Annotated in this window: 15 protein-coding genes; 5 read left to right on the forward strand and 10 right to left on the reverse strand. The window is 43.0% G+C overall.

The window, feature by feature from the left end; all coding sequences use genetic code 11:
• Window positions 1-286: 286 nt before the first annotated feature.
• From ABDD95_RS12455 to ABDD95_RS12465, 3 genes are read left to right on the forward strand one after another with little or no spacing between them, the layout of a single operon-like run.
• The gene (locus ABDD95_RS12455; protein WP_345947655.1) at window positions 287-1,438 is read left to right on the forward strand and encodes a phosphotransferase; all 1,152 of its coding nucleotides are present in this window, start codon (window positions 287-289) and stop codon (window positions 1,436-1,438) included.
• 39 nt (window positions 1,439-1,477) lie between these two features.
• Window positions 1,478-4,618 (forward strand): TonB-dependent receptor, encoded by a 3,141-nt coding sequence (locus ABDD95_RS12460; protein WP_345947656.1) that lies wholly within the window; start codon window positions 1,478-1,480, stop codon window positions 4,616-4,618.
• Between the two features lie 14 nt (window positions 4,619-4,632).
• Complete coding sequence (locus tag ABDD95_RS12465) at window positions 4,633-6,282, forward strand: RagB/SusD family nutrient uptake outer membrane protein (protein ID WP_345947657.1); 1,650 nt, start codon at window positions 4,633-4,635, stop codon at window positions 6,280-6,282.
• Between the two features lie 560 nt (window positions 6,283-6,842).
• Here the strand turns inward: ABDD95_RS12465 and ABDD95_RS12470 are convergent.
• Complete coding sequence (locus ABDD95_RS12470; protein ID WP_345947658.1) at window positions 6,843-7,919, reverse strand: hypothetical protein; 1,077 nt, start codon at window positions 7,917-7,919, stop codon at window positions 6,843-6,845.
• Window positions 7,920-7,967: 48 nt separating this feature from the next.
• The gene (locus ABDD95_RS12475; protein ID WP_345947659.1) at window positions 7,968-9,923 is read right to left on the reverse strand and encodes a DUF4365 domain-containing protein; all 1,956 of its coding nucleotides are present in this window, start codon (window positions 9,921-9,923) and stop codon (window positions 7,968-7,970) included.
• Between the two features lie 247 nt (window positions 9,924-10,170).
• Here ABDD95_RS12475 and ABDD95_RS12480 point away from each other — a divergent pair, with 247 nt between their 5' ends.
• Both ABDD95_RS12480 and ABDD95_RS12485 read left to right on the forward strand, forming a co-directional pair.
• The gene (locus ABDD95_RS12480) at window positions 10,171-11,115 is read left to right on the forward strand and encodes a Hachiman antiphage defense system protein HamA (protein WP_345947660.1); all 945 of its coding nucleotides are present in this window, start codon (window positions 10,171-10,173) and stop codon (window positions 11,113-11,115) included.
• A complete protein-coding gene (locus ABDD95_RS12485; protein WP_345947661.1) occupies window positions 11,108-13,801 on the forward strand; it encodes a DEAD/DEAH box helicase in 2,694 nt (897 codons plus the stop codon). The genes ABDD95_RS12480 and ABDD95_RS12485 overlap by 8 nt, the downstream gene beginning before the upstream one ends.
• Window positions 13,802-14,238: 437 nt before the next feature.
• Here ABDD95_RS12485 and ABDD95_RS12490 read toward each other — a convergent pair whose 3' ends face one another.
• The 8 genes from ABDD95_RS12490 to ABDD95_RS12525 all read right to left on the reverse strand — a co-directional run bounded on the left by ABDD95_RS12490 (window position 14,239) and on the right by ABDD95_RS12525 (window position 21,378).
• Window positions 14,239-14,493: a hypothetical protein gene (locus tag ABDD95_RS12490; RefSeq protein ID WP_345947662.1), complete on the reverse strand. Its 255-nt coding sequence runs from the start codon at window positions 14,491-14,493 to the stop codon at window positions 14,239-14,241.
• A 64-nt stretch (window positions 14,494-14,557) separates the two neighbouring features.
• Window positions 14,558-15,505, reverse strand: coding sequence for a hypothetical protein (locus tag ABDD95_RS12495; protein WP_345947663.1), 948 nt, complete (start codon window positions 15,503-15,505; stop codon window positions 14,558-14,560).
• Between the two features lie 480 nt (window positions 15,506-15,985).
• Window positions 15,986-16,588, reverse strand: coding sequence for a hypothetical protein (locus ABDD95_RS12500; RefSeq protein WP_345947664.1), 603 nt, complete (start codon window positions 16,586-16,588; stop codon window positions 15,986-15,988).
• Window positions 16,588-17,358: a DUF4099 domain-containing protein gene (locus tag ABDD95_RS12505; RefSeq protein ID WP_345947665.1), complete on the reverse strand. Its 771-nt coding sequence runs from the start codon at window positions 17,356-17,358 to the stop codon at window positions 16,588-16,590. The genes ABDD95_RS12500 and ABDD95_RS12505 overlap by 1 nt, the downstream gene beginning before the upstream one ends.
• 4 nt (window positions 17,359-17,362) lie before the next feature.
• On the reverse strand, window positions 17,363-18,547 hold the full coding sequence (locus tag ABDD95_RS12510; protein ID WP_345947666.1) for a zincin-like metallopeptidase domain-containing protein: 1,185 nt from the start codon (window positions 18,545-18,547) through the stop codon (window positions 17,363-17,365).
• The gene (locus tag ABDD95_RS12515; protein WP_345947667.1) at window positions 18,525-18,941 is read right to left on the reverse strand and encodes a M23 family metallopeptidase; all 417 of its coding nucleotides are present in this window, start codon (window positions 18,939-18,941) and stop codon (window positions 18,525-18,527) included. Before ABDD95_RS12515 ends, ABDD95_RS12510 begins: the two co-directional genes overlap by 23 nt.
• 20 nt (window positions 18,942-18,961) lie before the next feature.
• Window positions 18,962-19,375: a hypothetical protein gene (locus tag ABDD95_RS12520; RefSeq protein ID WP_345947668.1), complete on the reverse strand. Its 414-nt coding sequence runs from the start codon at window positions 19,373-19,375 to the stop codon at window positions 18,962-18,964.
• On the reverse strand, window positions 19,375-21,378 hold the full coding sequence (locus ABDD95_RS12525) for a type IV secretion system DNA-binding domain-containing protein (protein ID WP_345947669.1): 2,004 nt from the start codon (window positions 21,376-21,378) through the stop codon (window positions 19,375-19,377). The genes ABDD95_RS12520 and ABDD95_RS12525 overlap by 1 nt, the downstream gene beginning before the upstream one ends.
• Window positions 21,379-21,416 lie beyond the last annotated feature (38 nt).

Below are 21,416 nucleotides of genomic sequence, written 5' to 3' on the forward strand. Positions count from 1 at the left end.
AGTTACACCTTTGGATAAGTACCTTATCAAAGCAGGCTTTAGTGAATACTTTTAAGACTTGCCTCAGGATATAATTTAGGCAGGCAAGTAGGTTAGATTTATATCACTGCTTGACGCCGCTAAGCTAATACTCTTCGCTAAAAAAATATACATTTATCAAAAAATATTTTTTTTTGTGTGCGCACACAAATTGTTTTTATACATTTGTTTGCGCACACACCAAATATACTTGTTGTCCAAGCACGCACCTCGGTTCTCTCTCTATAAACTTTTTTTATTTACACTTATGTATCTGGGCTCCTATACATTTAATACTTTAAAAGACATCGTGTCTCAATTTAACATACAGGGAGAAGTTAAAGAGATAAACGCGTATGGCTCAGGGCACATTAACGACACTTTCCATATCATTAATGCAAAGTCTGAGCTGCCGGACTACTTATTGCAACGCATTAATTCGCATGTTTTTGAAAACGTAGCGATCTTGATAAACAACATTGAAATTGTTACGCATCATATCAAACAGAAACTGTCGGCCTGGGATGGCGTAGATCCAAACCAACAAGTTTTAACTCTGGTCAGGACAAGCGAAAATAAATGCTATTACCAGGATAATGCAGGTAATTACTGGCGTGTGTACATTTTCCTAAAAAATACACTATCATTTGATATTGTAACTACGATTAATCAGGCAAGAGAGGGAGGTAAAGCTTTTGGACGTTTTCAGGCGCTGATATCAGATTTGAACGCCGATCTTCTGGGCGAAACTATTCCGGATTTCCATAACATTGAAAAAAGACTTCAAAAATTTAAATATGTGTTGGATGCCGATCCGGTGGGACGGAGTGCATATGTAGCCGAGGAAACTGCATTTGTATTGAAACGCCAGGAGGAGATGTGCTCCATTCTTAACTTAGGTCGTGCGGGGAAACTTCCCTTACGCATTACCCATAATGATACCAAATTTAATAACGTACTACTTGACGCCGACGGTAAGGCTCAATGTGTGATTGACCTGGACACCGTTATGCCCGGCTACATTGCTTACGATTTTGGAGATGCTATACGAAGTATTGTGAATACAGCGGCTGAAGACGAAGCAGATACATCTAAAATAGATGTCAACATTAGCTTATTTAAAGCATTTGCGATAGGTTTTTTAAAAGAAACGGCCAACGTATTAACCGATTTAGAAATAAAATCGCTCACGATAGGCACCTTGCTCTTGCCTTACATGATAGGGCTGCGCTTTTTAACCGATTATCTTGAAGGCGACATTTATTTTAAAACCCAGTCATCCGACCATAATCTGCAACGTGCACGGGCGCAATTTCAACTATTAAGGAAACTTGAAGACAATTATGAAGACCTGCAGCGCATAGTGCAGACCACAACAGATGAATACCGTTTAACTGTACCAATTAATAACCATTTATAAACCAACAATGTCAAAAATTAATTTAAACAAACACTGCGTATGAAGAAAAAACGACTACAATTACGTTATTTCTACCATTTAGGAGTAACCAAGATGATGTTATCATGTGCCATAGCTGCCATGCTGCTATTTATCGGCTCGGCTTCATGGGCGCAGGTATCATCCACCGTAAAAGGAAAGGTTTCTGACGCAAAAGGCGAATCGCTTATCGGTGTAACTGTAAAAGCGTCAACCGGAGTATCTACGAGCACCGATGTAAATGGCACGTATAGTATAAGGGTTGGCGCGCAGGGCAGTTTAACGTTTACCAGCCTGGGCTACGATTCTTTAGTGGTACAGGTGGCTGGTAAAACAACCATTAACGCCACCTTAATAGAAAATAATAAGCAATTAAATGATGTTGTTGTAGTAGGCTACGGTACACAAAAGCGTAAAGATGTAACCGGTGCTGTTACAACTGTTAAATTTGAAGGCGGACCGAAGGAAAGTGTACCTTTCGTAAACCCATTAGAGGCCTTGCAGGGCACACCAGGCATAAACGTAGGTCCGTCTACCAGTGCAGGCGCAAGTCCAAACATTGTAGTTCGTGGCCAAAACTCTGTTACTGCCGCAACATCCCCGCTTATTGTATTAGACGGAGTTATTTTTAACGGCAACCTTAACGAGATCAATATGAACGATGTAGCAACTTTCGACATTCTGAAAGATGCTAGTTCGGCTGCTATATATGGTTCTCGTTCGCAAAATGGGGTTGTATTAATTACCACCAAAAGAGGCAAAACCGATAAACCTACTATTAATTTCAACACTTACTACGGTATCCAAAATTGGACCCGGGTACCTAAAATGAGAACTGGTGATGATTTCTTACAATGGCGAAAAGATAACTTATCCATCAGAGGTACAGACATAACCGATCCAACCAAGGTGTTTTTAGCTCCTCTTGAGCAACAAGCTTATAACGAGGGACACCAAATGAATTGGTTAGATGATATCACCCAATATGCACCCATTAAAAATTACGAGGTAAGTGTCTCAGGCAGAACAGCCAAAACAAATTACTACTTTTCGGCAGGATTCTTAGACCAAAAAGGGGTTTTAGCTAACGATAATTTCAAAAAGCCTAACTTTACGTTAAAACTCGAAAATAACATTACTGATTGGCTTAGCTACGGTGCAAATGCTTATTATTCATCGCGCGATTATTCGGGCATAAGTCCTGATGTGTATATGGCAACTTATATGTCGCCTTACAGTTACAAATATGTTGCTGGCACAAATGACAATTTGCTGCAGCGCTACCCTACCGGCAGTACATCATTCTATAACCCGTATTGGGGTAACGTAGGTTTATCACAGCCTGCTTATATTGATGATAACCGGGAAATTTACACCAGCATTAGAGGTACTGGCTTTATTAACGTGAAATTTCCGTTTCTTAAAGGGCTAAATTACCGTTTTGATGTAACCGGAAGCCGTGGAACAATGGACTACGGCTACTTCCATCATGAAAGTGGAAATATAAATACGCTGGTAGCCTCAGAAATTGCCAATCCTTCCCAATTCTTATCAACCGCACGGGGTTACAAAACTAATAGATTATCAGATGCATGGCTGTTTAACAACTTGTTAAGCTACACCCGCTCTTTTGGCAATCATAATATAGATGCATTAGTGGGCTACACCCGCGATTACACGCATGAAAATTCGATAACCTTAAATGGTGCTAACTTTGCAACTAATGGCACAACTGTGTTAGGTTTTTATGGCTTAAATGCAGCTACTACCATCACAGGAGCTACTAATGATTCGAAGTACTCTAACGTTGGTTACATAGGCCGTTTAAACTACAATTACAAAAGTAAATATTACGCAACCATAAATGTTAGAAGGGATGGGTATACCGCGTTTGCCGAAGGACGCAAATTTGGGGTATTCCCGGCCGGATCGGTTGCCTGGGCTTTAAGCGAAGAAGGCTTCATGAAAAATGTGCGGGCAGTTAACTACTTAAAGTTAAGGTTGTCTTACGGTCGCACGGGTAATCAGGGCATATCACCTTACCAAACCCAATCATTAACAAGTACCGGTTATACTGTATTTGGATCAAACAGTGCTTTCTACACAACACCATCTACACTCGGCAACCAAACCCTTACCTGGGAAAAAACCGATGCGTTAAACCTTGGTGTCGACTTCACATTGCTGGATAACAGAGTATACGGTAATATTGATATGTATAAAAGCAACACTACTGATCAGCTCATTACCCGTTTCATACCGATTTTTACAGGCTTTAACACCGTTCAATCTAACCGTGGCGAAGTAGCCAACAAGGGTTTAGAAGTAACGTTAAATACCGTTAATATTAAAGCCGCCAGCGGCTTTAAATGGGAATCTGGATTTAATTTTTGGATAAACAGGAATAAGTTAGTACACCTGAATGGTGCTGATGCAAATGGTGATGGCAAAGAAGATGATGATATTGCCAACAGTTTCTTTATTGGCAAATCATTAGGAGCCATATACGATCTTACGTTTGATGGTATAGTTCAGTCTACCGATGCTGATTACATTAAAACCTATGGCGCAGTAGCCGGAGATGTTAAGTTTAAAGATCTGAACAACGATGGTAAGTTAAACGACCTTGACCGTTCAGTTATCGGCTATGCTAAAGAAAACTATAACTTCAATATATCTAACACATTTAGCTACAAAAACTTCCAGTTATATTTTACCATCAATGCTATAATTGGTGGAGGCAAAGACAATTTCTTTATGTCTACAAATTTAAGGGGCCGAAACCCAGGTGCTGTATTGTCGGCCTCGGGTAACTGGTTAAATCAGCCTTACTGGATGCCAAACAACCCAAGTAACGAGTACCCTCGTCCTAATTATGCCAACCCTTACGGTTATGGTTTTTACCAATCCAGAACGTTTGCCAGGTTACAGAATGCATCATTAAGCTACACTTTTCCGCAAAGCATCTTGAAAAAGATACGGGTAAGCAATTTAAAAGTATATGTAGCTGGTACTAACCTTTTCACAGCAACCGGCTGGACAGGGCTCGATCCTGCCAATGGTGCTCAAATTGGTGGCAATGGCGGTTCTACAAACTCTTCTGTTAACCAATCGAACCCCATAATGCGGTCTGTAACGTTTGGTTTAAATTTAGGATTTTAATAAAGCTTAGGATTATGAAATTATTTAGAAACATATTAACGATAGCGTCAGTAGGCATTATGATGATGTCATCTTGCAAGGATGCCGACTTTTTAGCAGAGCAGCCAACTGATGTGCTTCTCACCAGCAATGCACTGCTTAACAAAGCACAATTTGATGTAATGAGTGCATCAATGTATCGTAACGTACAGTTGTTTTACAACTCGGCCGATGGCACCAAGGATGCATGGATACTGGGTTTAGGCACTGATGTGTGCTTTGACCCGCGCGATGCATCGACTAAATTCAACAACTGGTCTATCGTTACAGCTCAGGACAATTACACGAATGATTGGTTCAACTCGCAATATAATATCATTAAAATTGCCAACACACTTATTTCCGGTGCTGCCAATCCGGAAGTTACCTGGGCCAGCGAGGCGATAAAAAATGCTACAATTGCCGAAGCCCGCTTTTTTAGAGGTTTTGCTTACCGCAACTTGGCTAATATTTTTGGCGGGGTTCCAATTGTCGATAAGCCGGTAGCCGAAGCCAAAGATGATTTTGTTAGAAACAGCCGCGAAGAATGCTGGGCATTTGCAAAAGCAGACCTTGAATTTGCCCGTACCTACCTGCCGCTTACTACAACAAGCCCAGGCCGGGTAGTACGCGCTGCCGCAGATCACTTTTTATCAGAAGTGAATATTTCCTTAAAGGATTATGATGGCGCTATAGCCGCTGCAACACGTGTTATAGATGGCACCGACGGAAATTTCTCATTAGTAAAAGCCAGGTTTGGTGCCCGTGCAGCCGAAGCTGATAAGAATTACTATTATGATCTTTTTGTAATGGGTAACCAAAATACGCAAGCCGGCAACAATGAAGGATTGATGGTTGCTCAATTTGAGGTGACACCCACAGGTGGTGTTGTCAACGGTGGTGTACCAAGTTTCAGTAGGCCGCTTATTGAGCGTATGATGTGGTGTAACTATTGGGGATTAGCCAAAATTGGCTATACCACAGGTGTAGCAGTTGATTCGACCGGACGCGGTGTGGGTTTTGTGAGACCAACCAATTATACTAATTACACTATTTGGAGAAATGCCGGGAACGACATACGTAATAGCGAAGTATGCATTAAACGTAAATATTACTTTGGCCCGGGTATAGCGCCAAGCACGGGCTTCAAACCTAAAGACCTTATCCCTAAATCGTTCCTTACTACCAGAGATGATACGATGATTTACGTATTTCCTAACTGGTGTAAATTTGGCACTGATAAACACATTAACGCACAACCTGATAACGGATATGTAAGAGACTTTTATGTGGCCCGCTTATCAGAAACCTACTTGTTACGCGCTGAGGCTTATTTAGGTAAAGGGTTAACCTCAAACGCAGCTGCAGATATTAACGTGGTCAGAGCACGTGCACAGGCCCCCTTAATCACTTCTGCAGATGTAAGCATTGACTACATTTTGGATGAGCGCGCACGTGAACTTTATGGCGAAGAGTTCCGGATATTGACACTCGGCAGGCTTGGTCTTGTTTATGATCGGACCAAACGTTATGGATCTCCTGAGTCGGCAGCATCAATTCAACAGTTTAACAACCTTATGCCCATTCCGCAAACAGCTATTGACCGGAACATTGGAGCAAAAATAAATCAAAATCCAGGCTATTAATAGTTGCTTTAATAAATTAGTTAATCGGCAAAGGCGGGGGAAATTCAAATTGACCTCGCCTTTTGCTTTGTTAAAATTTCTATTTTATCGTTATGATAACTAGAAATCAACTACTAAGTTAAAAACCGCTTGTACTTATAAGTGCTTATAGTGTTACCTTACGCATACATGGCTCGTGACAAGCAAAAGCTAGTTAAGCGCATAATGAATGCTCCTGAAACCCTATTAAGGGTTTACAGCAGGCATAATAAAAACAAGGGAGTATGACAGTAGCAAATTGAAAATAAAAAAGGATCGCCTTATTTCAATTTCAACGAGTTAACTTATTTTTTGTAATTGGACTAAAATAAAAAAGGAGACAATCAAAACTGACTGCCTCCTTAGGGGTCGATAATGGTGCAGTATTCGAACCATTTTATTGAAAATTTGATCACAATTGGAGAACTTGGACTGAAAACCGATTTGGTATAATATAATCCAATTTTCAGATATTAAAGATTTCTACGTTGTACCGGATATCATTGGAATAATATGCAGCATGCATAATAGCGATTCAATCATTACCTTGATAGTGAAATTAAAAAATCATCCAACTTTTGGGAAAGATAGTCACTCGGTATCTTTCCCTCAACTTTCATGTCTACCATTTTACAAAGATCGTTGTTATCCAATATTATTATCAACTTGCCATGTTCCCTCAAAGCACCTTTAGCTGCTTTCAACGCTTGTGGCTTTCCTCCATTTTTAGCAATAACGAATCCGACGGATCGGAGCCCTCGAAGGTATAGGTAGCGTTCTGTGGTATAGATCTGATCCTGTCCTATTGCGTCAATATAGTTTTTAAATTCGAACAGCACATAACGTGACTGAAACGATTGTACAAGACTTTTCCAAAAGTCATTTTGCGATACGATACGGCACACCATATCAAATCGACTCAACTCGTCATCCGTAGTATGTTGGGTGTTCCAATTATCAAGATCTTGTGAAAAAAGGTATTTTAAGATCTCAATGCATTTCAATTCATATTCACGCCAGCCGGGACGGCCACCGGCGATGGCATTTAGTTCGGCGCAATAATTTTTTAAGGGAAGCTGCTCAAAACCTAAAGGAAATTCTTTGAAGGGCCTCCGCAAATCGTCAAAATAGTCGACGGGGAAGCGAAGATCTAATTCAACATCCGCAAATACATCCTCAGTATCTATTCCTTGTTTGGTTTCATTCAGTAGTTGCTCAAAATCTTCAAAAAGACGGGAATCAGATACGCCTAATTTGATCAAATTATATAGATCACTCCTGTCCCAAACAATGATGCTATTCCTAGCTAATTCTCTCTTTAATTCGTTTGATGCATACCCAGTAATTATCAGAAGTCCGCTCTCACCACTGTTTCTTGCTGCAAGAAGTAAAATCAATCGTTTCGCAGCATCCCGGATCGCCGAGGTAACACCGGTTTTACTACGGTAAAATTTTATTTCAACGAGCGTTTTGAATTGGTTCCGCTCAATAACAAAATCAATCTCAAAGGTTCGATCTTCAGTCCTTTGAAACACATGGGAAGTTATAACAAAGTCATATGCTTTCAGCATACGTTCGACGATGCTTTCAAAACGGTTATAGATCGCATTGATCTCCATAGCTCTATCAGAATTAAATTTTATGAAATCGAGAACTAAAACAAACTGTTATGCGGTCATCAAATGTAAGTTTTCTTCAATTTCAACATGTAAATCCTCCCTAAAATAATTAACGGTAGTTTTGATAAGCAGTGAATCACAGTCCATATTTTCTAAACCAAATTGTCTTAGTATAAAACGAGCTTGGGCTTTGAATTCGATATCAATCAATTCTAACAGCATTTTTTCTATTGCTGCGGCCAGATCATTCCCGTTCTTATGTATCATCTTATTTTGTATTTGAATATTGGGAATCGCAAGTGGAAGGTAAGATGTAAGATTTGCTAACACGTCGTAAGCTACCATATCGGCGCTTTTCAAAAACTCGTACTTTTTGAACGCCGTATTGAAAGCCTGAACAGCGAAAAGCTCGAGTAATGCCCAAAATTTCTCACCCAGATCAATCATATTTTTAAATCGGTCTAGTGAAAATAAGCGTCGAAAAGTTAGATATAGCTCAAGTCCAGGCAAGATCGAAATAATGGTCGAAGTATCCATTCCTGTACTTTCAATAGCCGGAGCAGTTAGTCTTTCAAACAGGGGAATATGTTCCGACAATAGCGCCACAGTTTCGGCCATGGATAATTTCTTCAGCACAACCAGGTGATAAATGCTCAAATAATCACCTTCCAAAGCTATGCGATAATTGAAAAACTTTTCGGCAACATCTTTGAATTCAGGATAGGTAGGCCAATATTCAGCTAAGAAGTTTGACTTAAAATTAAGTAGATATCTATTACTACCTTCCAGTTCTAAACCCGTATTTACCCAATATAAGGCATTCTTCAGATCTCCGATCTGTTCGTAGCAATAGGCGACCCAAAACAGACCGTTAACGAAACGCTCTTTTACTGAGTTGTTCTTAGACAAAACCCGGTTGAACAATTCCAAAGCCTCCTGGTAATTTGCATAGATCTGTGCTAATGTAATCCCTTTGCTAAACATCGCTTCCTCAAGCTCTGGATCTATGCTCAACGCCTCATCATAACATTGAAGTTCTTTATCATGCTTTTGAAGATCATAATAGGCGGTGCCAAGATTTTTCCAACAACGGGCGTTAGAAGAATCGATCTTTAAACTTTTTTTATACTGGATAACAGCTTGTTTGATCTCACCTAAGGAACTTAAGGTGTTACCATAATTGTAAGACATTACACCAGTGACATCTTTCGATGCATAAGACTCAAAAAGTTCTTTTGCCTGAAGGACCTTACCACGGTCTTTGTCTTCCCGTCCCATTTCTGCGAGTATGCAGGCCTTAGTTTGGAATAAATTGTCGGTCTGCTTATTTTTAAGTACCTGATTGATCAAAAATAAGGCATCTCTATATTGGTGGGTCATGTACAGGCTCCATGCTAATGCTTGCAAGGCAAAGTCATTAAGATCGCTTTCCTTTTGTAATTCACGGAATAAATACACCGCCTTACCAAATTCGTTTCGGAAATATGCCTTCCAGGCGATCAACTCGACGTCTGAATGGACTTTAGATAGATCAAAATCACCAATAAAAGTTTTGTTATTAAAAAGTCGCTGAACGTGTTTGGTCAATTCGTTCCAGTCCATCTTGCTCCACTTATTTTGTCTTGTAACGGGAATGGAATAAGTGTCGTGCCCGTTTGAGAGGTCGTACATTCCGTTTGTAAGCCAGCACCAGTAAGCTTCATCGGAACTCTCTTCGTAAACAACGACCATTACAGGCTCAAGTCGAACGCGAAGGAACCCGAGCGTACTACGTTTAAGTATTGCACTGACATGTTTCGAACTCTTACCGTTCGCCGTACTTTTTAATTGAACCGAAAAATTCAGGCCCGATACTTTTCCGTCGATGACAATATCTACGTAGAAATCGATCCCGTAGTCCTCCTGTGGGACGGTGGCGACCCAAGAATCAGGCAGGAACCTATCGAAATACTTTCGGGAACGGTTAGACAGCACATGATTGGTGTCTCTCACAGGTTTATCCATTGGCTCAAATATAATAATTCAGCGCCATCGAAATTAGCCCGATAGTACGCAGCACTTTATTATGAAAAGATTATATCTGCTTAATACCGATAATATTTTAATATTATTATTAGGAAATTTTTAGCAATCCCGCGACTTAATTTTCACAGTGTTGTGTTTGAAGACCAGCGAGCTCTATCATCCGAATTGTTTATTCGAAATATTTTTTACTTTTATCTAATATTATATTCCTAATGATGATAAATGAATGTTTACTGAAGACTGGGCTCAACATATAAAGATCGACCGCGGTCAGATCTTGGATCAACTTAACCAACATTTCTTTAGCATCAGCGACAAATTAGCTTTAAGATTCTATACTCTAAAGCCATCGGGAACACGTTTGATGGTCAACGGGATTTGCGAGGTATTGCACGACGCTTTAGCTTATTATGTTTATGGCGAAGCGGAAATTGCAAAAAAAGGGGAAATGTGGGCAGGCTTGAACGCTAAGAGTTTTTTCGGTCAGAAACAACCGCAAACTGATGGTAAGTATGGGGAACTTCTTCTTTTTGTTTTAGTAGAAAGTATTTTAGCGTGTAAAATGATCGCTCATAAGATCCGATCACTCTCTAATTATTCTGACCAAGTAAAAGGAGGTGACGGAATATTTATTGGTAATTATGAGGTTGGCGGAACACCTCATCCAGCTTATCTAATCGGGGAATCTAAGGTGACGTCAACGTTTTCGGATGCCCTTTCCGAGGCATTGATCTCCATAAACCGTTTTCATGACCTAAGATCAAAAGCTGACTTTTTAGACAACGAGCTTATCGTCGCAAAAGAGTTCATTAAAGTAACAATTGATAATATCGATGAATTATATGATCGACTGACACCAACGTCGGACGCATTCAAGCGACAAGTGCTGGTCCATCCGATCCTGCTAATGTATACGACGACTTCGTTCGGAAAACTGGAAAGAGAAAGTCATACTTATGAAGAACTCGAAAAGGCTATTGCAGATAAAGTAATTGGGAAGGATAAAGTGTTAGTAAGAAAGATCACTGAGAAGTTAAAGGAATATCCAGAAGTAGAAAAGGTATTTTTAGACTTTTTCATTCTTCCTTGTAACTCAGTTGACGATTTCCGGAACAGTATGTATCAAAAAATACATGGTGTTCCCTATAGTAATCCTCAAAAGAATGGCTGAAAATGAACTGCTTTTAGAGGATATATCCTTGCATCCATTGATCAGGAAGATGATCGACGACCTATCCTTTAACCAAATATTTCACGAAAGACTTGGTGTTGCTAAAATCCAGATCGCAAAACAAGACATAAGAAAAGCAATTTGGTTAACCTCTATTTTATCTACTAGCGAGAAAGATGAACACCGTAATCTTTCGCAAGTACTCGCATCATTACTTTATCTACAAAACACGGAGGACAATGACATTGGGAGAGCTTGTTATGTCTTATTTTCCAGGTTGGGTAATTTGACAGGCGCAAATCTTCTGACCTCACAAACCAGCAACTATGCACAAGTGAGCATGGGCACTCTGGGGGATTTCGATGCCTATGACGCTTCATTATTGCTTGAACTCCAACTCGAAAAAACAGCGAAGACCATACAAAGTGCGAACGAAGAGATCACAACTACAGGTTTCCAAAGAACCTTGTGGGAACAGATCGGCAACGAAAATAAAGTAGTGGTATCAGCGCCCACATCGTCGGGCAAATCTTTCATCATAAAAAAATTCCTAAAGACGCAAATAGCCGATACTGAAAGCTATACAGCTGTGTATGTGGTACCATCACGTGCATTGCTCAATCAGGTCAGCGAGGATCTGAGAAACGAGGTCGACATTGAACATGTGACGATAAAAACAGTATTCAATTTCGACGAAGATGCTGATGAAACACACAGGATATTCATTTTGACGCCAGAACGTTGTCTTCGATTATTGAAATACCGATGGGAAAAAGATCTGAAGATCGATATGATCTTTATTGACGAAGTTCAAAACGTTGAAGACACCCAGGGACGTGGCGCACTTTCTGAATTTGTTTTCAAAGAATTTTACAAACTTTTTCCGGCGGCAAAGATCATTGCCGCCGGGCCTAACATCGAGGATGCCGGGATATTGTTCGATCACGTTTTTGGAACAAAGGGAAAGACCGTAGAAACCACTGTCTCTCCTGTATTTCAGATAAAAACGACGGTTATCCCCAAATCTGACAATCGTTTGGAATTTACAATTTCTTCAAACAACAGGACCACACAAAGTTTGACTATTAAAACAGATATTGATCATCAAAAAAACTTCAACACTAATACAGGTGAAGGCTTGAAACACTTGATCAGTTTGTGTGGAAAGGGCCAACAAAACATCATCTATTCACCGAAAGGTAATTGGGCAGCTGATTGGGCACTCAAATTTGCGGCTACTATTGACGACAATGTCAAAACAGACCCGTTTCTCCAAGAGATCATTGAATTCTTAGCAGAGGAAATTCATCCCCGTTATTACCTAATTCCATGTTTATCAAAGGGGGTTGCTTACCACCATGGGAATTTACCCGATATCGTAAGGAAGGAGATCGAAGATGGATTTTTGGATGGAAAGATCAGAAATCTTTTTTGCACGTCGACACTGCTCCAAGGCGTCAATTTGCCGGCGAACAATCTCTTTATACCGATGCCGAAGAAAAGGCACATGGCTTTAACTCCATTTGACTTTGGAAATCTTGTTGGACGGGCTGGACGTATCCGTGACTCACTTTATGGAACAATCTTTTGTATCGAACGAAAGGAAGAAGACCTGTGGTCACAGGAAATGTATGCCAAATCTTTCAAAAAGAAAGTGCAAACAGCCAGCTCGAAATCTTTAGATCGGCTGGACGACTTTATAAACGAGCTAGAAAAGAAAGTGGACGATATCACTAATGAAGCGGATCGAAGTGCGGTCGTCTTTTTTAGGCAGAAATATGCGCAAAGCCCTGATGAGCTACAAGAATATTTGAACCGTAACAATCTTAGTGAGGGAGATATTCAAAAAGTTGAAACTCTCCTTAAAACTTCGCTTGAAAATTTGTCGATACCCCATGAGGTCCTCAGGCAAAACCCAACCATTGACCCTTTATTACAAAGCGAATTGTATGAACAAATCAAAGCTCTTGGAGTGGAGAAATGGTTGATAGCCTCGTCTGATGAAAATCCCAATCTTTATAAATATCAAACAGAAGCAGAAAAGCAAAAACTTCCATTTGAATCATGGAGTTTTTATTGGCAATTAAATGATCTCATCTCAAGACTAGATGAGATCTTTCACATCACAAATGAGGCATACTTTAAGCATAGCGTTAGCATCTCTGTGAGGCAGATCTGCTTTCATGCCCGGAAATGGTTAAATGGGATAAGTCTAAGAAGGTTGATCGAGGGAGATATTCGTTTCCACAGTAATCACACGAACGCTGGAAAAAAAATCGACCCGGATAATGATGACCAGGTCAATGACCGCATCAACAACGTAATTAAGGTCAATTCGGTGATTACCACACATCTTTTGATAAAATATATCAAATTACTCAATGATCTGGCCGAACCATTTCTTACAGATGAACTTAAGGAGAGGTATCGCTTATCTTTTGCATTACCATCAATGCTGGAACTAGGCACTCGGGAAGAATCAGTCATTAGTTTGATTTCAAGAGGCGTATCCAGAAGTATTGCCCTGAAGATCTTCAATGAATTTCGAAAAATCGAGGGTTACGAAAATTTAGATATTATTCGATGGCTGGCATCAAAGGAGGAACTGAACTTAAAACCGATCTATAATCGGTATTTAAAACGAATGAAATTGTTGAAATCTGTGTATGTTGCAAACCGCCAGTGATGTGTTCAACGGTGGGTGCTAACTAATACATAGTAGAGTGCCGCATGGTGAACGCATTTGATGCTTACCATATTCTGATTTAAGCCTATGTATTCGGGGTGTTTTCTTTTCTGTAATTGTGTGATAGAAAGGAAGCTGGAAATAATCGGCTTAAAAAAAAGATATACGTCCAATAAACATCAATACCGCTGACAACGGAAACGTTTTTTACAAACACAGATGCAACCGGCTTCGTTAGCTATGATAAATTAAGTAATATCTGATCTTACAAGAAATTTTGTGACCGTTATTACTTAAATGCGGCCAGCTTGAACTGGCTACCACTTCACTACTGTTCTTTGTTCCAACGTATTTTTCAAGAATTAAATTCTCTCAATATAAAAGGTAATCGGTACCATTCAATAGCGAGACCACAAGGACCGATGTTAAAGTATTTGTCAAATAACGGGGACAGGGCGATCATTATTAAGGTAAATGGCCTCGTTCAAAGCAAATTCAAGAGGAAGGATCTCTTCAGGGCAGGCCATTGGATCAGTGATATTGAAGATACCTGACGCATCGGCTTGCATGTGGAACCGTTTTTTTTGTCCTTGATCCATTACATATATTTGGTAAAGATGCAACCGGTTCACATTCATCGTATTGAATTCGAAATCTGTGCCGGCAACATTAGCTTGAAAACTTTTGATCATGAAACAAAGGTAATAAGAATTAAGAGATAGCACGGGACGGGGGTTTTTCCCGTGCTAACCGGGATCACCGTCCTGCTCCATAACCTTGCTGTGCGTCACGCCAATTTTGTTCCAGCATCTCCGGTACATTGGTTTCGTGTATCGGGATAACCCGCGCGGTTAGCCCTTCTTTTAACGGAAAATCTTTTAAGAACGAATTGACGTCGTTCTCCAAACGATTGGCTACACCGACCGGGTCAAGATCAACATCATAAGGTATCTCCAGCATGACTATATTATCTGGAAGCTCCGTAACCTGCGGGGTAAGCTCAAATTGCTTGTGCAATTCTTTATCAAATAAGAAAAGGTATTTATTTCCGTCCTCAGACATAAGCAGATCATCAAGGTAAATGACATTCCAGGGAGAAAGAGTTTCCCGGAGCTCATTCAGCCGAAGATCAATAGTAAAAGCAGTACCGGCAAGGTCGATCTGTGGCAGGATCCCTGCCAGTCTTTTATCTAAAGGATTCATAACGATTTTCAGAGGTTGATAAGGTTCATTAGGGATGCCATTCTTTTTATTTTCCAAAAGGATATCGAATACTATATAGGGATCGGAATAGCATTTTCCCTGATAAAAGAACACATCATTTTCAGCTGCGTAATAAACGGCGCGGTAATCCTTTGCATCAAGCCTCGCGTCCTGGTGTTCGCCGTTTTGGTAAACTGACTCACCATATACACCCCTACTCGGTTCATGGTAGCGGTATTCAAAATTGAAATGGAATTGAGCGGCGAGGGCCACCATTGCGTCGATAGGCGGAAAGGACAAGCTTTGGAAATTAAAGTTCTGACCCGCGAGCCAGGGCTCACTCAGCACCGTGTCCTTATATCTGATAAACTGATACAGACCACGTTTTGCCTCTTCCCTTTGCCAGGAAAGTTCGATCGCATTGTTTAAATAAGAAAGCAGTGCCTCCACCTTTTCCGGGTCACCCGAAAACGTGATCGAGTTGTAGCAGGTGTTTGCCATAAGTAAGGATGAATATTATCGAAGTGATACAGGTTTCAATATGACCGGCTGGTACAAAATAAAAGCCCGGTATGACTTGCTCAACCGGGCTTTCAACCTAAACCTTATCACAATTTGCAGCAGACCGCTGCGAATGATGGAACTAATATAGTACATCCTAATGAAAATATCGTGTCTTCGAACGCATGTGATCCCGGAACATTTGCTGTTCGAACATTTTACGGCGAGCATCCCGTCTTAAACGGACATTGTACCGCCAAAGGAATACACCCCAGATCCCGAATGCGACCGCATAACCCGGCCAGGGATCCTGTTTGGAGGCTATTGCACCCCAGAAAGCAAAGGTGGAGATCACAGCGGTCAGAAGGAGGTGAACGAATGTTTTCATGGTCAAATGTTATACTTAAATATACTAATTCCCTTAGTAAAAACAAAATTTCAGGGCTATTTTTGGACAATAATTTTGTCCGGCCCGTACAGTTAGCGATCCGTATTGACGGCCATTGACCTTAACTGTTCTAGGAAAGTGGAATGTTTTGCCGGCTTACGTGTCCGAAGGCCTGACCTCACTCCGAATATCCTTTCGAATGAGAACAGGCTTATTTGTTCAAGATCAAAGTAGCTCGCTCGTTCCTTATATTCGACCAGCACTCGTCCCTGCACCCAGCGAAACCTGGCCGACTTCCCCTTTAATCCGCATGCGACCCTGATATCGATCAAGGACGCCATCGGATCGGTTCCAAAGAGCAAGGTGTATCGAGGGCGTGAGAAATAGGAGCGGGTCCATTGTAACTGGTTAGTAGAAGGTAGATTACCGAAGGACACCAAACCTACGTTTCCCAGGGAAGGATAGCGTGACCGGTGAAGGGCAAGAAAAGCAAGCATTTCCAATACAGAATTAGAAAGCAGAACCTCCCTGACCGATCGATCACCGACACGCCAGATGTTCAGGGTCGCTGGAATGAAGTGCCGTTCACCGTCATGCCACTCCTGCTCGTTACCATGATCAAATGTCGTATTTGTGATCCCAAATGCGGCGGGAACTTCTTCCGCGATGCCCAGAACAGACCAATCAGGCATCATCAGCGGGTGAACAGGCCGCGGTTATAGGCGTGACTGGCCTGTTCATTCGCGGGCGTTTGCTGTTCCGCATCGTTCAATGCCGCATGGTAACCCGGGCTTAACTGCTCCGACGTAGTTTTATCGTGCTTCTGACCAAAAAGCGCATTCAAGCCCATATATAGCATATAGCTCATCCCACCATCGATCAGGATCGAAGCGATAAGCGCGATCTTATCAGAACGCATACCTTGTGTATCTACCCCGGTGTAGGCGAAGGAGGTCTGATCGGCGAGTTTGACCTCCTTCCCTTTTCTGTAAACCTCTTTCTGAGCAGCTGTAAGAAATTCGTTGTTGACCATATCAGGGGCCAATATCCTGTCTGTATCAGAGGAAATGAATTCCCGCGTCTCCGGGTCATACTCAACAAGCAGGCTTGACCTTTGACCTTCGGTCGTTGATCGTTCTATAAGCACATTGGCCACTTTACCAGATCGCAGCGCTTCGATCTGCTCTTCATTAAGGAGACCTGGAGCGACCGCTCTCTTGTAAACCGGGTGAATGAGCAGGCTGGCACCACTGGCATGCTGTTGCAGAGAAAGCTTGGCATCAAGCGATCTGATCTTGATATTTTCTGCTTCGAGATCCCGCAATTGCATCAGCCCGGTGCGCCGGCCGGTCAGCAAGGCCTGCTTATCCTCGGCGGTCAGCAAGAGCTGGCCATTAAGGGCCAGCCCTATTGTCTCCAAGTCCTTCAGGGGAAGGTCATCTTCTTTAAATCTTATCAGGTCCATTCGTTCACCTTTCTACATTGTAATTCACTTCCGGTTCGACAGCGATATCCTGTGTTTGTCCTGCCTCTTGTTTTACGCCGGAATTGTTCCGTGCTTCGACGAGATTTTTATAAAGGCCGTCGGATGGCTTTACCTTGATCTTCTCACCGGTATCCGCCTTCTCGACCTCGATCTGTGATCTTTTTTTATCGAGCACTTTATAAACAGTGTCGTTGTAGGCTACCTCCTCTCCTTTTTCAAGGTACTTTGAGTTAGCAGCAACTTGCTTTTGCTCACGCACCTCTCCCATTCCCAACAATTTGGACGCAGCGCGTTGGGCATCCTTGACAGCCCTGGATATCTCGTAGGGATCCTCTTTCAGCATTTTGATCCAATTCCCTGAATAGGCTGCATGGGGGCCGAATGCATGTCCGACCTTTAATTCGGCTCCGATCAGCATCGCACCGATCGCAGCCCGTAATTCTTCCTTACCATATTCGACAGAGCCGAATTTTCCTTCCATTGGCCGGTTTAACCTTGTTTCGTGACCGGACCAGTGAACTAGCTGATGGATGGCAGCCTGGTAATATTGAGCTTCTGTTTTAAACTGGTCCTTCTCCGGTAAAAAGATAGCATCACGTATTTTGTCATAATTGGCTTCCTGTCCGCCATGAATGATCACTGCACCACTCTGCTGGATCAGTTGTTCTGCACGTTCCAGCGGAGATAGCACTACGCCGGCCTCCTTTTTGGCCAGGAATTCTTCCAATGGTGTAAAGTCCCTGATCTGGGTGGCATTGAAAAGGAAAGCGACCTCCTGCTTGGGTTTCTCAAACTCAACGACCTTGGTCTGGGTCTTTCCTTGCTCATCGGTGATCTTACTGCCGTCGGGTGCGCGTATCGCCTCTATATCACTTTTCTTGGGAAAGCTGATCATGGTGCCTTTCTCATTTGGTTTTACCCAAAATCCGGCGAAGCGTGCTGATTCGGCTGACATCCAGCGCGGGTCATCATGTCGTTTGAGCGCCAGCGAGATCGCATTGAGTGCGCTATACCCTTTCCCCGTGATCGGATTGACCGGCGCGACAAAGGAGGGCATTCCATTTTCTTTGACCGGCTTTTGAAAGAAAGATGTCCCTTCCTTGAGTTCAGCAGACAGCTTTTCCGCGATCTGTACATGAAATGGTTTAAATTTTTTGTTGTTGTCCATGATTACTTATGATTTGATGTAAGAATTTTAAGGGGTTCACATATTTCCCATCGCACCGCACGCTAAAATGCAGGTGTTCACCAGTCACGTGGCCGGTAGCGCCGGTTACGGCTATCGGCTCTCCCGCTTTGACGGAATCATCCGGCCTTACGAGCGGGATACTTAGGTGACCATATAGCGTTTCGAACCTGTTACCATGAGCCAGGGAAAGGTAGATGCCGAGGGCGGGGTCGTAGGTCAGTTGGCTTACCCTTCCGTCAAGCACCGCGTACACCGTATCCCTTCTGGCTTTCAGGTCGACACCTGTATGGTAACGATACCGATGCGTGATGGGATGAATACGTTTTCCATAGCCGGAATTGATGGTCAGGTGTTTTAGAGGCAAAGTGGCCATGCACATACATAGCCACCACCTCATCTTTCGACACCTTGTTGCATATCAAGTCCTTGTTCCTGGCGGGCAGGCTCCAATGCCCGGTCAAGGATGCCGGGGTTATCCCTTGCGATCTCGAGCGACGACCAGTTAGCCTGTGCGGTGTTACGTTCCTGCAACATCATGATCTTATACAGTGCACCGAACTCAGCGGGCTTCATGGCCGGTCCATTGTCTGCCAGGTCCTGGCGTATCTCCTCGTAGCTTTTCAGCTTCATGAGCTGATCCGGGCGATAGATAGCTTCGGTCCCGTCGGTGAAACCGACATAGACCTCACTGGACTGTTGGCGGTCATAATTCACGACCGCAACCTTGCCCTGTTTACCTGCTGGATCATTCTCCAGTTGCGGGTGCACCAGCACCAGTGTACCGTTCAATTTTTCATTTGTGTTCATTACTGATTTACTCTAAGGGGTGTTTTTGAGGCAGTGGCCGTGGCTTTAGTAAAGGCCAGCACCATTTCCTGTACTTCCCGGGTGATCCGGTCAAAGTTTTGCCGAAGCTTCTCATCGGCCTGTCCTCCAAAATCATAATAGGTCGGCAGCGGACGGTAGGCCTTTTCCTCTGCGGCGATCTCTTTAAGATCAAGGTTGATCCGGCAATTGACCGCAGCAGTTTCGAACTGGCCGGTATAGGCTTCCTGAGCATCGGCGGCCAGCACGCCGACCATTTCCCCGGCGTTAAGCGACGCGATCTTCCCTGCGGGGATAAGCGCCTCCAGTTTTTCATTCAGTGAGAGCGAGGTCTTGTTACGATCGATGGACAGCCCCTCTCCCAGTTGTTTCGATTTACCGAAAAGTCTTTCCAGCCATTCCAGTGTTTCCTTGTTACGGACGGAACCTGACAGCACATTGCCGACCACTGCGGTAATGGTCGCGGCGGTATCTTTTCCGTACTGTTGATTGAACTGCGGCAACTCTTGAAGCCCCATCAGCACCGCTACCTTGTTACTTCTCGCGGTCGCGATCAGATTCTCGACCTTATGCACGAACAAGGTTGGTACCTCGTCGACGATCAGGGCAGAGGGCAGGTTACCTTTGGTATTGATCAGCTTCGTCAAGCGGTTAATGATGATGGAATAGCAGGCAGAGTTGATGTTTTGCGTATTCGGGTCATTGGCCAGCACGAGCATACCCGGATTAGCCTTATCGGAGATCTTCAGATCGAAGTCATCGCCGGAAAAGACCCAATAACATTCTTTGGTCGCCAACCTGCTGATGAATATCTTCAGCGTACGGATCTGCCCTTCCAATTGATTGAATGCCTTCGCATCGAATGCGGTCATGAACGGGGACAGCAACGATTTCAATTCCGGTTCCGAGATCAGTGCATTGAAGATCTCCTCATAGCTGCGGTTGAGCAGTGCCAGCACATGCGGGAGGCTGGAAAACTTGCCTCCGTTATACTTACTCATAAAGTAGATACAGGAGGCCAGGAAATTGATGGCCGACTGGGTGAAGAACTGATCACTGCCTCCTGACTTATCTCCCTTCTTCAGGGCCTCGACCAGTGCTTCCGCTGTTTCTGAAGCATCAGCAAGAGACCGGATATAATCGGCCCGCCAGGGATTGATACGGCGGCTTTTTTCGACATCGTTCAGATTGAGCACATGAAAGGCAAAATCTTTGAGCTTGCCCTGTTGTTTAGCGAGCAGGTAATGGTAGTAAGCGATCTGACCAAGATCCGGGAACTTGAAGTCGTAAAGGCACACCGCAAATCCTTTGGCTATGAGTTGCCGGATAAAGGGGTTGACGACGGAAAAGCTTTTACCGGAGCCTGGTGTGCCAATGACGATGGTGCCGCGAAAAACGTTACAGATATTGATCCATCCTTTGCGTACCTTTTTATCATAATAAAAGAGCATGGGTATGTTGACCGAATATGGCGTGTCTTTGCGGACGACCGGCTGCATAAAACTCTCCGCCTCGCTGTTCCATTTGTCCTTGCCGAGGCCTGAGCGAATGACCTTGGAAATATTATCCATGGCCACGCTGCACAGCAGCGCACCGATAAGGGAACAGGCCATGTATAGAACGTCGTACCAGTTGGTATAGACAAAAACCTTCCCTGCGCTCCTTCCCTGTGCGGCCATCGCGCCGAAGAACAGCATCAAGCCCAGGCAAAGCGGGTAGACAATGTGCAGTTTGGGATCAAGGTCTGTTTTCTTTTTTGCCAGTGTCCCTATGCTGACGAGACAGATAAGACCGAACGTCAACATTTTACTGTAGACCAATTGGTCGTAAATGGGCAGCCGGGCAATGCGTTCCAGCGGCAACCTGAATATCCCCCAAAAGGGCGCGCGCAGATAAATAAAGACCGCTGCTTCCAGCGCTACGGACAAATAAATACCGCATTGCAGGAAGCCGTGCAGCTTTTGCTGCTCCCGAGTTTCTTCCACGATACATAGAACTAAGGTTTTAATGGCTGCCTGCGGCC

Source organism: Mucilaginibacter sp. PAMB04274 (assembly GCF_039634385.2).
In the GTDB taxonomy this organism is placed as follows: Bacteria; Bacteroidota; Bacteroidia; order Sphingobacteriales; family Sphingobacteriaceae; genus Mucilaginibacter.